This is a genomic window from Streptomyces sp. NPDC002537, from assembly GCF_053594975.1.
The window spans coordinates 13,428-28,658 of sequence record NZ_JBSFWT010000042.1 but is presented as its reverse complement, the minus strand read 5'-3'; the positions used below and the strand labels follow the sequence as shown (position 1 = coordinate 28,658).

General features: G+C 69.0%; 10 protein-coding genes. 5 read left to right on the top strand and 5 right to left on the bottom strand.

What is annotated here, in order from left to right; translation table 11 throughout:
• Positions 1–149: 149 nt before the first annotated feature.
• The 5 genes from dctA to ACWD4A_RS19945 form a co-directional block, all read right to left on the bottom strand.
• The gene (gene dctA, locus ACWD4A_RS19965) at positions 150–1,523 is read right to left on the bottom strand and encodes a C4-dicarboxylate transporter DctA (RefSeq protein WP_451195553.1); all 1,374 of its coding nucleotides are present in this window, start codon (positions 1,521–1,523) and stop codon (positions 150–152) included.
• Positions 1,524–1,702: 179 nt separating this feature from the next.
• The gene (locus tag ACWD4A_RS19960; RefSeq protein ID WP_451195551.1) at positions 1,703–2,758 is read right to left on the bottom strand and encodes a tartrate dehydrogenase; all 1,056 of its coding nucleotides are present in this window, start codon (positions 2,756–2,758) and stop codon (positions 1,703–1,705) included.
• A 69-nt stretch (positions 2,759–2,827) separates the two neighbouring features.
• On the bottom strand, positions 2,828–3,715 hold the full coding sequence (locus ACWD4A_RS19955) for a LysR family transcriptional regulator (RefSeq protein ID WP_451195549.1): 888 nt from the start codon (positions 3,713–3,715) through the stop codon (positions 2,828–2,830).
• A gap of 45 nt (positions 3,716–3,760) precedes the next feature.
• Entirely contained in the window at positions 3,761–4,717 is a 957-nt protein-coding gene (locus ACWD4A_RS19950) for an LLM class flavin-dependent oxidoreductase (protein WP_451195547.1), read from the bottom strand.
• A 126-nt stretch (positions 4,718–4,843) separates the two neighbouring features.
• Entirely contained in the window at positions 4,844–5,758 is a 915-nt protein-coding gene (locus ACWD4A_RS19945; protein ID WP_451195546.1) for an NmrA family NAD(P)-binding protein, read from the bottom strand.
• A 626-nt stretch (positions 5,759–6,384) separates the two neighbouring features.
• On the opposite strand from ACWD4A_RS19945, the gene ACWD4A_RS19940 reads away from it, so the two are divergent.
• From ACWD4A_RS19940 to ACWD4A_RS19920, 5 genes are read left to right on the top strand one after another with little or no spacing between them, the layout of a single operon-like run.
• Positions 6,385–9,042: an aldehyde dehydrogenase family protein gene (locus ACWD4A_RS19940; protein ID WP_451195544.1), complete on the top strand. Its 2,658-nt coding sequence runs from the start codon at positions 6,385–6,387 to the stop codon at positions 9,040–9,042.
• Positions 9,039–10,736: a thiamine pyrophosphate-binding protein gene (locus ACWD4A_RS19935; protein ID WP_451195542.1), complete on the top strand. Its 1,698-nt coding sequence runs from the start codon at positions 9,039–9,041 to the stop codon at positions 10,734–10,736. The genes ACWD4A_RS19940 and ACWD4A_RS19935 overlap by 4 nt, the downstream gene beginning before the upstream one ends.
• Positions 10,733–11,995: a beta-ketoacyl-ACP synthase II gene (gene fabF / locus ACWD4A_RS19930; RefSeq protein WP_451195540.1), complete on the top strand. Its 1,263-nt coding sequence runs from the start codon at positions 10,733–10,735 to the stop codon at positions 11,993–11,995. Before ACWD4A_RS19935 ends, fabF begins: the two co-directional genes overlap by 4 nt.
• A gap of 10 nt (positions 11,996–12,005) precedes the next feature.
• The gene (locus ACWD4A_RS19925) at positions 12,006–13,982 is read left to right on the top strand and encodes a condensation domain-containing protein (protein WP_451195539.1); all 1,977 of its coding nucleotides are present in this window, start codon (positions 12,006–12,008) and stop codon (positions 13,980–13,982) included.
• Positions 13,979–15,226, top strand: coding sequence for an aminotransferase class I/II-fold pyridoxal phosphate-dependent enzyme (locus ACWD4A_RS19920; RefSeq protein ID WP_451195537.1), 1,248 nt, complete (start codon positions 13,979–13,981; stop codon positions 15,224–15,226). Before ACWD4A_RS19925 ends, ACWD4A_RS19920 begins: the two co-directional genes overlap by 4 nt.
• Positions 15,227–15,231: the final 5 nt, after the last annotated feature.

The window sequence follows — 15,231 nt, the reverse complement described above, 5'->3', positions numbered from 1 at the left end:
CCCCGGCACTCGTGGTGGTGACGGTCGCGTGGGCGCCGGACGGATGCCCTACCACCGCCCGGCGTCTGGGACTTCGAAGGAGATCTGGCGATGGCCGAAGCCGCAAAGGATGTGCGTTTTACAGCCCCCGCCATGAAGACGCCTCGGGGTCATGTCTTGGTGAGGGCAGGAGTGGCGTCGGCGTGCTGCGGCTGCTCCGCTTCCGGGGCGGGCTCTGGGGTTCGGGTGTGCAGGACGCGGTTGACGCGCGCGGTGTCCAGGACGCGTTCCCAGCGGGCGACGACGAGTGTGGCGACGCTGTTGCCCGCGAGGTTGGTCAGGGCGCGGCATTCGGACATGAACTTGTCGATGCCGAAGATGAGCATGATGCCTGCGGCGGGGACGGTGCCGACGGTGGAGAGGGTGGCGGCCAGGGCGATGAAGCCGGCGCCGGTGACGCCTCCGGAGCCTTTGGAAGTCAGGATCATGACGGCGAGCAGGCCGAGTTGCCGGCCGATGGTGAGGGGGGTGTCGGTGGCCTGGGCGATGTAGACGGCGGCCAGGGAGAGGTAGATGGAGCTGCCGTCGAGGTTGAAGGAGTATCCGGTCGGCACGGTCAGGCCGACGATGTCGCGTCGGATGCCCAGTCCTTCGAGTTTGGTCATGACACGGGGCAGGACGCTCTCGGAGGACGAGGTGCCCAGGACGATGAGGAATTCCTCGCGCAGGTAGCGCAGCAGTCGGAAGACGTTGATCCTCAGCAGGGCGAGGACGCCGCCGAGGATGACCACGACGAAGAACAGGGACGTGCCGTAGAAGAGGCCGATGAGCCGGCCGAGGCTGGTGAGGGTCGAGATGCCGTAGGTGCCGATGGTGTAGGCCATGGCGCCGAAGGCACCGACCGGGGCGGCGAGCATGATGTAGTGAAGGATCTTGAAGACGACCGTGCTCAGCCGGTTGATGCCGTCGACGAGAGGCGCGCCCACAGGCCCCACGGCTTTGAGCGCGGCGCCGAACAGGACTGCGAAGAAGATGACTTGGAGGATGCTGCCCTCGGCGAACGCTCCGACTGCGCTGGAGGGCACGATGTCGGTGAGGAGGTGCCACCAGCTCTGGTTCTCGCCGTCCTTGACGTACTGAGCGGCGTTGCCGGACAACTGGAGGTCGCCGGGGTGGGCGTGGACCCCGGCACCGGGCTGGAAAAGGTTGACCGCGATCAGTCCGACAGCGAGCGCGGCCAGAGTCCCTGCCTGAAAGTAGACGAGGGATTTCAGGCCGACCCTGCCGACGCGGCGCAGACTGTCGGCACCGCCGATGCCGGCGACGATCGTCAGGAAGACGATCGGCGTGATCAGCATTTTGATGGCGGAGACGAAGGTGGTGCCGACCGGTTCGAGGGCAGCGCCCACGGAGGGCCGGAGCCAGCCGGTCAGGATGCCGGCGACGATCGCGGTCAGGACCCAGAAGTACAGCTGTTTGTGCCAGGGCTTGGACGGCGGTGCGGCAGGAGACGTGCTGTGGGTGGCGGACGCGATTGCTGCCATGGCGTTCTCCTCGTCGAGGACCGTGGATGCAGCCGGGACGCGATGCGGCCTGCCGGAGCGGCGGCCGGTGGGGAGGCGCGGCTGGGCGGCGGAACAGATACGGGGTCCTGTGCGGGACGGCCGTTCTGCGGTGGGCGGCCGGGGCGGGGTCGTCCGTGCCGCCCCGGCCGTGCGCGGTGTCAGAGCAGTTCGAGGAGCTTCTCGGTGAACTCGGTCGTGGTGGCGTTGCCGCCGAGGTCGGGGGTGCGCAGGTCGGTCTTGGCGAGCACCCTGGCGATGGCGTCGGTGACGTCCTTGGCCGCCTCGCTGTGGCCGAGGTGGTCGAGCATCATGGCGGCCGACCAGATCGCCCCTAGGGGATTGGCGATGCCGCGGCCCGCGATGTCGGGGGCCGAGCCGTGGACCGGCTCGAACATCGAGGGGAATTCGCGCTCCGGGTTGAGGTTGGCGGCCGGGGCGATCCCGATGGAGCCGGCCACGGCGGCGGCCAGATCGCTGAGGATGTCGCCGAAGAGGTTGGAGGCGACCACCACGTCGAAGCGGGCCGGGTCGAGGACGAACTTGGCGGCCAGCGCGTCGATGTGTTCCTGGTCCCAGGTCACCTGTGGGTGGTCCGCGCCGCGCTCGGCGACCAGTTCGTCCCAGAATGGCAGGGTGTGCATGATGCCGTTGGACTTGGTGGCCGAGGTGAGCCTTCCGCCGCGCTGCGCGGCCAGCTCGAAAGCGTAGTCGAGGACGCGGGTCACTCCGGCGCGGGTGAACACGGCTTCCTGCACGGCCATCTCCTCCGGAAAGCCCCGGTTCAGCCGGCCGCCGATCTCGCTGTACTCGCCCTCGACGTTCTCGCGGACGACGACGAAGTCGACTTCTTGCGGTGCGGCAGCCCGCAGCGGGCTGTCGACCCCCTCGAAGACACGGATCGGGCGGAGGCTGACGTATTGGCGAAAGCTCCGCCGGATCGGAATCAGCAGTCCCCACAGGGAGACGTGGTCGGGCACTCCCGGGTAGCCGACCGCGCCGAGCAGGATGGCCTCCTTGTCCCGTAGCTGGTCGAGACCGTCCTCGGGCATCATCGCGCCCTCGCGGACATACCGCTCGCACGACCAGTCGTAGGAGGTGTAGGAGAAGCCGAAGCCGTGGCGGGCGCCGACGGCGTCGAGAACCTGCCGGGCGGGCGGCAGGACCTCGGCTCCGATGCCGTCTCCGGGGATGAGAGCGATGGGGTGGCGGGTCATGTCCTGATTGCAGCAATCAGGACACGGAGCCGTCCAAGACGCGTCGCTGATCTGCCTTATAAGCCGTGCCTATGAGCCCTCGACGGCGGCAAGCGCGCAGTCCAGGAAGGCCCGAGCGGCCGGCGACTGCTCGGCGCGCCGGCTGACCAGGGCGATCTGCAGCGTCGTTTTCGGCTCGATGTCCAGGACCAGCGCGCCGGCGCGCTCGGCCATCGTGCGCCAGGACTCCGTGACCACGGCCAGCCCGACCCCCGCGAGCACCAGGGGCAGGATCGCCACCCGGTGTTCGGTCTCCGCCGCGATGGTGAAGCCGATGCCCCGCTCGCGCAGCCCGTCCACGTACGCACGCATCCCGGTACCCCGCTGCCCCACGATCAGCCGCTGTCCGGCCAGTTCCTCACAGGAAACCGCCCGGTCCCCCGGGAACGGCCCACTGGGAGGAGTGATCAGCACGAAACGCTGCTCGCCCGCGGTATGCGAGATCACCTCCTTGTCGGCAACGGGACCGGACGTCGCGAGGAGACCCAGCTCGGCAGCACCGGTACGCACCATGTCGATGACACCGCGCGAGGTGAAGGCGGCCCTGATGTTCACCGACACGCCGGGGTACCGGCCGCTGAAACTGCGGATCATCGTGGTCAGCGGCTCTACCGCCTGAGACGGCATGGCGCCGATGTCCAGTCGCCCCTCACGGAGTTCGTGCACGGCGGCGACACTGGCGCGGGCCGTCTCCAGACTCCGCACGGCCGCCCGCGCAGGTTCGATCAACGCCGTACCTGCCTCGGTCAGCACGACCCGGCGGCCGATCCGGTGGAACAGGCTGCTGCCCAGATCCCGCTCCAACGCCTGCACAGCCTGGGACAGTGAAGGCTGCGACAGGTAGAGGGCCGACGCCGCCCGGTTGAAACCACCGTGATCCACAATCGCGAGGAAATACTCCAGCTGACGAACATCCATGCCCTCATCCTCGCGCCGGCACGGCTCTGAACAGCCGGGCCGTGGTCAGAGCCCCGTCGCGGCCCCGAGGAATGCCTCGAGCTCGGCGGGGATGTCGGGTCCGCTGGGCTGGTAGATCAGTTCGGTCACGCCTGCTTCGGCGACCTCGGCAAGACGCCGCCGAACCTCTTCGCGGGTTCCCGTGAACGTCGTGCGCGGAACCGCCTCCCAGCTTCCGGCGTGCCAGGCGGCGCGGTCGGCCTCGTTCAGCCCGACCAAGTGCTGTTCGTGGATGGCCAGGTGACTGTCTTGCGAAGCAGTGCGCTCGATCGACTTCAGCCACTGCTCGCCGCCTGGCAGGTTGCGCACGTCCTGGCGGGCTTCGTGAAGGAAGTGGTAGGCCAGCGCGTTCCCCGGGCCCGCCGCGGCCATGACGTGCGGCGAGTTCAGCGCCTCGCCCTCGGCCAGTACCGTGCCGTGAATGGTCAGCGCCGCCCAGGAGAAGTCCCTGGCGCCCGACGTTTCCTCGTTGACGGAGAAGAGCCCGTCGCCCAGCTCACGGGCGATGGCGAGCCCCTTGGGTCCCGTGGCCGAGATGGCGACCGGGATGTCGATCGGGCGCTCGGGGGCATGGCCGGACGGATGCATCATGCGGAGGCGGGTGCCTTGCCATTCCACGGTCTCCCCCGCGAGCAGGCCTCGGAACGCGGTGATGTATTCGCGGAGATATGCCCACGTGGCGGGCTTGGCTCCCATGGCGCGTGCACTGGTGAAACCGGTTCCGAAGGCGACAGCGGCCCTTCCCGGGGCGAGGGCGGCCAGACCGGCGGCCCCGGCCGCGTTGACCATGGGGTGGCGGAGAGTCGGTACCAGCACTCCTGGCCCGAGGCCGATGCGCTCGGTGCGTTCGGCGGCGAGAGCCAGCAGCATCCACACATCGGGGCTCTGGTGGGGAGTGTCGTAGAGCCACGCACGCTCGTAGCCGAGCCGCTCGGCGACAGCGATGTGAGCGGGTGCGTCCAAGGAAGAGGCAAATGCACTGGAGATCTTCACGGTACTCCTCTGACGATGTGCGGCCTGATCGACGACGTCGGCCCGCCGTGCGGGGCGCTCATACCGGCACGGCAGCGGCACTGGATCACCGGCCGGTCATGGTTGCCGGGCGATCATGTCCTTGATCACGGTGTCGAATCCCAGTGGGGGGCGACCAAGAAGTTCGGCGACATCGTTCGTCGCCCGGTCGTATCGGTTCTCGCCATGCAGCCTGGCCATCGTGGCGATGTGCTCGAACACGTGGTCCGGCAGGCCTTGGTTCTTGAGGTGGTGCTCCAGCCACTCCCGGTAGGGCACATCGACGTAGGTCACGTCGCGGCCCAGGGCAGCGGAGAACTCGGCCGCGATGGCTGTCATGTCGCGGGATTGAGCCCCGGTCAGTTCGTAGACGCGGTGGGTTCGAGGGGCAGGGTCGAGCAGGAGTGTTGTGATGACCTCGGCCACGTCGGCGGCGGCGACCGGTGAGGTTCGGGCCGGGCCGAAGGGGAGGCGGATCGTGCCGTCCTGTCGGATCGAAGCGGCCGCCACCCTGGCGAAGAGCGGATTCTCCATGAACACGGTGGGCCGGACGTGGACGACCGGTGCCCCGGACCAGTCGAGGATGTGCTCGGCGAGGTAGTGCAGTCGCTGCTGCCGGGACTCGGCGTCGCTGGTGAGGTCCATCTGCGAGACGGTCATCTGCGAGATGCTCACCAGCAGTTCCAGGCCGGCGCTCTCCCGGGCGGCGGCCGCCACCGTCGCCGCGGCCTCCAGGTAGGCGGGCGACACGCTCATTCCGAAGTAGGCCCGGTGGCAGCCGGCCAGCGCCTTGACCACGTCCGCACCACGGGTGAGGTCACCGACCATCACCTCCACGCCGCCCATCGTCCTCAGTTCCGAGGCGCGTTCATCGTCGTGGTGCACGAGAGCCCTGACGGGCACGTTCTGTGCCCGCAACCGTTCCAGGATCCTTCGTCCGACTCCGCCGACGCCGCCGCTGGCGCCGGTGACAAGGACAGGTTCGACGGGCACGGCGATTACCTCCTGCCTGCATGACCGGGACATCCGGTCCGTTGCGAACGCTCCCGCGCCGGGGAAGGTTCCACGGGTTCTCGACGCCGGGAAGGATCAGTTCGGTCTCATGAAAGTGGTCACCTTCTGTTGAATGACGGCAGAAATCTACTCGGACACCCCGGTATGCGCGAGGACTTCAGCCGATCGGGTCACGCAGCCGACCAGCCGTCGTTCGGGGATCACGCGCAGTGCGGGGCAGTGGCCCGGCGGGGAGCCGCAAGGAGTGCGGTCGCCCCGGCGACCGCCGTAGAGGCATGGTCGCCAAGGTCTGGTCATTGTTGCGCTCCGCCTCACCGAAAAGTCCCCGCAGCCAGGACATCATCCGCGGCCTCGGCTCCACCTGCCCGAATCGACCCGCGAATCGCGCCACGAACTCACCGATCAGAACTGGCCACTCGTCACATATCTCTTCTGCCACTACGCACTCAACGACCCCACACGTGTTACGGAGTGTCATTGCAGTACTCGACACCGTTCTACAGCCATGGGATAGTCGTTTTAGATGTATCTTGTTGAACAGAAGCAGACCGTTATCGCGGGATTGTTGGTTTACAAACGCGTCCCCTGGCGTTAAGGAGCGCGAGTTGCTCATTTCCAGGCGCTTAATCTCGCCCGAGGGGCGCATCTGGGAGACAGACGAAATCATGTCCCGCGTATTCGGTGCCACCGAACTTCTTGCACACCGCGGCATCGAACCAGGTTCGCGGGTGATGATGAGCGGGGCCAATTCCCCGGAATGGGTCGTCGATTTGCTCGCGCTCATTCACCTCGACGCTTCGGTGGTCTTGGCCGATCATCGAGCCACCCCGTCACAGCGATCGCAGATCCGCGCTCAGGCGCGTGTGGTGCTCGAAATCAGCGACGGTACGGGTGACACCGCGGCGCCGCGGCCCGCTGCGAACACGACGGCCGTGCCCGATGTGGCGACCTGGGCACGGCGTCAGGACGCCGCGATCTCGTGGTCGTCGGGTACGACAGGCAGCCCCAAAGGCATTGTCCGCTCCGGCCGTTCGATTCTGGACAACCTCGTACTGAGCTCGGAACGAATGGGGTACCGGCCTGACGACGTCTTCCTGCCCGTCCTGCCGTACTCCCACCAATACGGTCTGTCGCTGGTCCTCTGCTGGTGGCTGGGCGGAGGCACGCTCGTGGTCTACGGGCCAACCACGCGCCTGGACCGTGCACTTGCGGTGGGCGTGGACCACGGCCTCTCCATCGTGGACGGGGCTCCGTCGACCTATTACAGCCTGCTCAACTTGCTCGACCGTCGTCCCGCTCTCGCGAACGCGCTGGAGATGGTACGGGCCTGGTGCGTGGGCGGTGCGCCGCTGGGGCGCAACCTGGCGGCCCGGTTCCACGCCCGCACAGGCCGGCACCTGCTCGACGGCTACGGGGCGACCGAGGTGGGAAACATCGCGCTGGCGTCCCCTGCCGATCCAGTCGGGTGCGGCACGCCGCTGCCCGGCGTGGTCGTCGAAGTCCACGACGACCACGGCAGGCCGCTGCCCAACGGCCGGCTCGGCGAGCTCGTCGTACGCAGTGACGGCCTGATGACCGGTCATCTGGGCGATGACGGTGAGATCATTCCGGTTTCGGATCCGGTTCACCGCACCGGCGACATCGGCCTGCTCGACGACGCCGGCCGTGTCTTCCCGGTCGGGCGCAAGCACGCCGTGCACCGCGACGGTCACACGCTCTATCCCGACCACCTTGCCGAGCGGGCCGAGTCGGTCGGCGCACGGACGGAGGTCGTCGCCGTCCCCGACGAGCGTCTGGGCTGTCGTCTGGTGTTCGTGATCGCGGACCCGGACGATCACGAACCTGCGCACTGGAAACGGGTACTGCGCTCCGCGCTCGCCCGCTACGAGCAGCCCGACCACATTGTCGTGCTTCCCACGTTGCCTCTCACGAGCACGGGAAAGCCCAACCTGGCCGTTCTGGAGAAGATCGCCATGACCTCGCTGCCCGCGTTGCACAACACGGCCACCGACGCAACCGCATCCGGCTCGACTGTCAGCACGACCGACTACCGCGTCCCCTTCGCCGACCGTGCCGATGCGCTGCGCGCAGTGCGCCGGTATGTGGCTGACAACGAAGACGTGGTGATGAGGATTCTCATCGAAATCTCGCCCCACCACACCGCCGAAGCGGAGATTCGTTCGTTCCTCGCCACCCTCGACGGAGCAGAGGAGGAGATCCACCGGGTCCGGCCCGGCTGCGTGCCCCGGACCGCGGTCTTCATGCCCTCCAACATCCCGCTCTATTCCTACGCGCTTTACATGCTCGTGGCGTCCCTCTACAGCGAAACAATCACCTTTCGGCCATCCAGCGCGATCAAAAGTCAGATGCAACGCTTGCACGCCCTGCTGGCACCGGTTCACGGCTTACCCATCAAACTTTTCGAACTCAGCCAGCGCAAGTTCGTGACGGGACCGGTACGCGAGGCGGACCTCATCGTCTTCACCGGCAATTACTCCAATGCCGAGACTGTTCGCGAAGGGCTGGCGGAAGACCAACTCTTCCTCTTCTTCGGTCACGGCATCAACCCCTTCGTGATCGCACCCGACGCCGATCTTGCGCACGCCGCACATGACGTCACGAAAATCCGGCTCCACAATTCGGGCCAAGACTGCTTCGGTCCCGACGTCGTGTTCGCGCCGCAGGGCCGCACCGAGGAATTCATCGACCTGCTGTCCGCCAAACTGACTTCGCTGCGTTTCGGGCAGAACAGCGATCCTGCCGTCGACTACGGTCCGATCTTCTACGACTCGGCGCTGGTGAATTGCTCGGACTACCTGGTGCGTCATGTGAGTCGCATCCGGCACGGCGGGCGCATCGATCTGCCGTCCCGCAGGATCGAACCGACCGTGCTGCTGTGGGACTTCGACGACAAGATCCCCCTTGACGAAATGTTCGCCCCGGTGTTCAACGTCGTGGCCTATCCCAGTGCGAGGCGGTTGCGTGAACGGTTGGCAAGCCCCTACTTCAGCGAACGCGCGCTGGGAGCGATGGTCTACGGGAACGATCCGGAGACGGTAAAAATTCTGACCGAGCGTCACCAAACCTGTGTCAACCACACGCTGCTCGACGCCGAGGACGGCAACCGCCCGTTCGGCGGACTCGGGATGAGGGCGAACTACATCTCCTACGGCGGCGAGCGGCACGCCGAACCACTGCTCATCTCGCAGGCCGTGGCGCAGAACCTCCCGACGGCCGCCCCTGTCGCGGTGGGCGGGAAGTGACCCGGGCGAGCAAACGGTACGCCGACGCGTGGTCCGCAATCGTCGACCTGCTGGTGGCGAACGGGGTGGACATCTGTTTCGGGCTGCCCGGCGATGATCTGGAGTTGCTTCGCGCCCTCGACGCCGCCGGCCTGGACCTCGTACCGTGCCGTGACCAGCGCAACGCGATGTACATGGCGACCGGCTACGCGCTGCAGTCAGGCCGGCTCGGCGTATGCGCACTGGGCAAAGGGCCGGCTGTCACGCACGCGGCCACGGGGCTGCTCGAGGCGAGGGAGTCCGGTGCGCCGGTCCTCGTGCTCGCCGCCGGCGTGCCCGAACGGCGCCGGGGCAGCGGCGGATTCCAGGAACTCGACCAGGTCGCCGTGGCAGCGCCCCTCGTGCGGTGGGCGCACCGGGTGGGGCATCCCGACCGGGTCGTCCCCGCGACGGTGACGGCGCTGACCCGAGCCATGGGGCCGCCGCCCGGACCCGTGTACCTGGAGATACCCGATGACGTCCGCACGGCGGAGATCCTCGTCACCGGACCGCGGCCAACGCTGCCTGAATCACTGGTCCTTGAGTCCGTTCCCGTGATACCGGGGTCGGCGCTGGCGGCGATCCGCGCGAGCCGGCGTCCGGTGGTGCTGGTGGGCGGCGGAATGCGGCACCGCAACGACGACGGTGTGGTCGAGCGCTTCGCCGAACGCCTCGGCGCCGCGCTCTTCACCACCGCGTCCGGCCGCGGTGCCGTCGACGAGCGCCACCCGTTGTTCTGCGGCGTGGCAGGCCTCTACGCCGCGGCCCCCGCCCGTGAACTGTGGTCATCCTGCGACCTGGTGGTGTCGCTCGCCGGGCGACTCGAGGAGACAGTCGTCGAAGGCGGAACGCCATGGCCCCCGGTCGCGGTGGTGCAGGTCAACGTCGATCCGGGCGGGCTGTCGGCCGAGTTCCCGGGCCCGCGCGTGCTCGGAGACGCCCGGCACGCCGTGCTCGGCTGGTCACGGGCGCTGGATGAAGACCGCAAGGCCGAACGCGCAGACGCGACCGAGGCGTGGGCCAACAAGATCGCCGTCGTCCGTAAGGCCATGTCGCTAGAGGTGGAAGCGGAATTGGCCCGCGCGGCGACGCTGCCGGGGATCCACATCGCCGAGCTGCTCGCCGCGCTCGACGCCACCGCCGGCGAGCCCCGCGTGCTGGTCCAGGAGAACGGGCTGCAGGACATGTGGTCCTACTGCTTCCCCTTCCGCGTCGGTGGCGGGTCCATCGTGCCGTCGGAGCAAACCCCCTTGGGCTTCGGGGCGGCCGCGGCCATCGGGGTCAAGCGGGCCGCCCCGGACCACGAGGTCATCGCGTTCATCGGGGACGGGGCGTTCCTCGCCGCCCGTGCGGACATCGCCGTCGCCGCTCCGGCCTACGGCGGCGTTCTGTACGTGGTGCTGTGCAACGGCGGTTACGGCTGGCTGGACGCCCAACGCGCCCGCCTCGGCCTCGACGCCGAACGCTACCCCTTCACCCGCCCGGACGCGCCGCCACCTGTGGTGGACGGGCCGGACATCCACTACCGAGTGCTGCGCGACAAGGCCGCGCTGACCGACGAGATTCTCGCCGCGCGGCGGTTCTGCTCCCGGGGAGGCACGGCCGTGCTCATGGTGCCGGTCGCCCCCGACGACATCGCCCCGCCCCTCCGCGACGCCGGGGTGGTTCCCCAGTGACAGACGCGCGAGAGCAAGGTGACGCCAGGCGCAGGGTGATGGTCACCGGGTACGGGGCGGTGACGCCGTTGGGCCACAGTGTCGACGAGACATGGGCGGCGATGCTGGCCGGGCGCAGCGGCATCGACATCGTGGACGCGATCGACGTGACCGGTCTCGGAGTCCGGATCGGCGGCCAGGTCCGCGGATTCGCGCCCGGCCGCTATATGCCCCCGATGGTCAGTCGTCGCGCCGACCCGTACGCGCAGTACGCCCTCGCCGCGGCGCTGGAGGCTTGCGAGCACGCCGGACTCGTCGTCGACGAGTGTCTGGCGCCGCGGGTCGCCGTGGTCATCGGCAGTGGCTACGGCCCGGTGGGGTCGATCTACCGGGCCGCGAACACGCTGCGCGACAAAGGGCCGCGGGCCATCAGCCCGTTCACCCAGGTCACGACCGCCATGGACAGTGCTGTCGGCGAGATCAGCATGCGTCTGGGCACGCAGGGGCCCAGCCGTGCCCAGAGCACGGCGTGCGCCAGTGGCGCGGACGCGGTGGGTGCGGGGATGCGCATGATCAGCCATGGGGAGGCCGACATCGTCCTCGTCGGCGGTGCCGATGCCTGCGTCACCGCCGTCGACCTCGCGGGCAGCGGCAACGCCCGCGCGCTGTCCAGGCGCAACGACGACCCGACTGCGGCGTGCCGGCCGTTCGATGTGCACCGCGACGGGTTCGTGATGAGTGAGGGAGCCGCCGTGGTGGTGCTGGAGGCCGCCGAGGTGGCCGACAGACGAGGAGCGACGGCCTTGGCCGAACTCACGGGGTACGGGGCGAGTTCCGACGCTCATCACTGGACCGCCCCGCATCCGGAGGGGCGGGGCGCGTGCCTTGCCGTCGAGGCGGCGCTGCGCGACGCGGGGATAGCGGGGGCGGACGTGGACTACGTCAACGCGCACGGCACCGGAACGCTGCTGAACGACGCCACCGAGACGGCCGTCCTGCGCAAGGTGCTGGGTGATCATGTCACCCGGATCCCGGTCAGCTCCACGAAGTCGATGACCGGGCACATGATCGGTGCCGCTGGAGCGGTCGAGCTCGTGGCCTCGATCCAGGTTCTCCGTACGGGTGATGTCCCGCCGACCATCAACTGCGACGAGCCGATTGACCCGGACATCAACTTCGTGCCGCACCGGGCGCAGCACCACGAGCGTATGCGGATCGCTCTCAGCAACTCGTTCGGCTTCGGCGGCCACAATGCCGTTCTCGTGGTCCGAGCGGTATGAGGTCCCGGCCGTGAATCACCTTCCGGAACCGGCCCCGAGCCCTGCCACTGTCACCCGCAGCGGGCCGCTGACCTGGGTCCAGCAGTGGCACTGGTTCGAACGCACCATTCCCTCACCGCGGCGGGTGAACCCGACGCCGCTCGCCGACCATTGCCACGTCCCGCCCTCGGCAACTGTCACCGACGTCCACGTGGCGCTCGCGTCTCTCACCGCCCGCCACGAAGCGCTGCGCACCACTGTCGACCCGCTCCGCCCGGTACAACACGTCCACCACGCGGACTGGGCCCCGCTGCCGGTCGACCACCTCGACGTCCCCGCCGTCGATGCCGGCACCCTGGAGGCCGCCACAGCGGCGCTGGCCGCCCGCCCGATCGATCCCGAGCGGAATCCGCCCTGGCTCGCCAGGGTGCTGCTCGAGGCGGGAAAGCCGCGTGCGGTCCTGGTGGCCGCCCACCACGTGGTGATCGACGGATGGGGGCTGGCGGTACTGATCGACCAACTGCACGGTCAACTGCGCGGCGACGACGTACCGGTGGAGGCATCCGTGCACCCGCTCGACACGGTCGCCGCCCAGCCTCCGGAACGCGCCCGCGCGGCGGAGCGTGAGTGGCTCGTGCGTCTCGCGGGCAACCCGACCGGCGTGCTGGCCCCGTTCGGCGGGACCGGCGACGGCGGCGGGCGCCATCGTCTCCAGCACCGTTCGGTGGGCGCGTACGACGACCTCGACCGGGTCGCCCGGCGTTATCGGGTCAGCCCGGAGGTCGTCGTGCTCGCGGCGCTGGCCCACGACGTCGCCACCCGCACCGGCGAACACCGGTTCCTCGCCTCGGTGGTGGTCTCCAACCGGGCCCGGGCCGTTCTGCGGAGCAGCATCGGTGTCCGGGCCCTGACGGTTCCGGTACAGATCGATCTCCGCCCGGGCGCGGCGTTCGGCGAGGTGGTCGCCTCGGTCGCCGCCGCCTCCGCCGCGGCCTACCGGCACGGTCAGTGGCGCCCCGCGGAGCTGGTCGCCGCCCAGGCGCGCATGGACCGTCGCCGCGGTGTCGTGACCGTGCCCACCATCGAGTACAACTGCTACTCGTGGCCACGCGATTACCTGGTCCCCGCGCGGAACACTCCACCGGGCGGGTCCGCCACTTGGATCAGCAGCGCGCCCGACGAGCCCTGCGACACGCTCTACGTCGATCTCAGCCGCGACGCGGGGGTCGTCACCCTCGATGTCACCGTCGGGGATCACCTGCTCGACGCCGGGCAGGCCGTGGCGTTGCCCGTCCGTTTGTGTGGACTCCTGCGCGCGCTGGCCGACGGTGCCGAGTGCCCGGTTCCGGCACGCTCGCTCACCCCGGCCGCCTCCGGATGGTGGCGCGCCCCGCAGGGGTGGGTGTGCTTGGCCAAGGTCGAAGACGTGTTACGCGGCCATCCCGGAGTGCTCGATGTGACGGTGGTGCCCAGTGGGGACGCCGCGGGGGAAGGCGACGAACCGCACCTTGTCGCGCACGCCCGCATCGTCCCTGATGTCACCCCCGACGACTTGCACCGCCACGTCCTGGACCACCTCGGCGAAGTGCCCGGTGTCGTGGCCCCGGGCCGCTATGTCCTGTCCCCGGCCGGCCTCGGATCCGGCCGTCTGTCCGACCGGTCATGCACCGCCACCGGCGGCACGGGAACCCTAAGGGTCCCGTTGCGCCCGCCCGTGACGGACGCCGAACGGGCTCTGGCCGCCGCCGTGGCCGTGGCCGCTGTCGGCCCCGGCGGTCCGCCCGCCGGCTCCTTCGACGGCCCCGATGCCGTGGACATGAACCGTTGCCTCGCCGACCACGGAGTCACCCTGGTCGCCGTCCCTCGTCTGCTGGCGCTGCTTCACCGGTCCGGCTTCACCGGGATCGCGTCGGACGAGCTGGCCGGAACGGCCTCGCTCGGCCACCTTGCCACAGCCCTGGAGCCCTTGCCGCCCCGCGCCCATCGTGGAGGAGACACCTCACCATGACCGCGTCCCACGCCCCCGCGCCGTCCGTGGACCGTCTGGCCCCGTGGGCCTTCGCCGCTTTCGTCGAGGCGAACACTCACGACACGGCATACCGCCCGCCGGTGGTGGACGGTCCCGTCGGGCCGACCATCGTCCGCAACGGCCGCGAGCTGGTGAACTTCGCCAGTATCAGCTTCCTCGATCTGGAGCGCCATGTCCCGGTGCTACGTCATTTCGCGGAGGGGGCGCTCGCCCACGGCTTGAGCACCAGCGGATCCAGGATGACCCAGGGGATCTGCCGCCCGCACCAGGTGCTGGAGGAGACGATCGCCCGCCACACCGGCAAGGAGCGGGCCATCAGCTTCGCCACGGGGCTGCTGGCCAACATCGGGTTCGTCCACGCCATGAGCAGTTCCGCGCACTTCGACGCCGGGATCGAGGTGCGTAATCACGACACCGTCTTCGTCGTCGACCGTGACGTCCACTGGAGTATCTGGAAGGGCCTCGAGGGACTCGGCTACGGCCGCAAGGTCCACGCGTTCCGGCATAACGACGCCTCCGACCTGGCACGCATTCTGGACCGGGTCCGGGCCCGCAAGACCGTGGTGATCGCCGAGAGCATCTATTCGGCCGACGGCACCATGGGTCCGATCGTGGAGATTCTCGACGAGTGCGACCGGCACGGCGCCATCAGCATGATCGACGATGCGAACGGCTTCATGGTCTACGGGCCCGAGAACCGTCCGTACGCCCGGGAGGCGGCCGCGATCCGGGAGCGGGCCGACTTCGTCATGGTGTCACTGTCGAAAGCCATCGGTCTGGAAGGCGGCGCGATCGCCGGGCCGGCGGTGGCCGTCGACGCCTTCGAACTGCTCTCCGGCACCTCGATGTTCACGGCCGCCATCCAGCCGCCCACCGCCTACACCGCCGAGCGCACGATCGAGGCCCTCGCCGGCAATCCGGGGATCGTCGACGACTACTTGGCGCATGCCGCCCGCCTTCGCCGGCAGATACACGAGGCCGGCACCCCGACGACGCCGACCGAGTCGTACATGCTCTCGGTGCCGATCGGGAACGACGCCGCCGCCCTGCAGATGCGGGAGTGGTTCGTCGAGGACGGCTACCTCGTACCCGTCTTCTCCTACCCGGCCGTCTCACGCAACCAGGCGCTACTGCGCTTGTTCCCGCACGCGGGCCACACCGAGGAGCAGATGGACGGCTTCCTGCGCACCCTCCTCGCCTACCGACGGCGCCTCGGGCTCTGACGTCC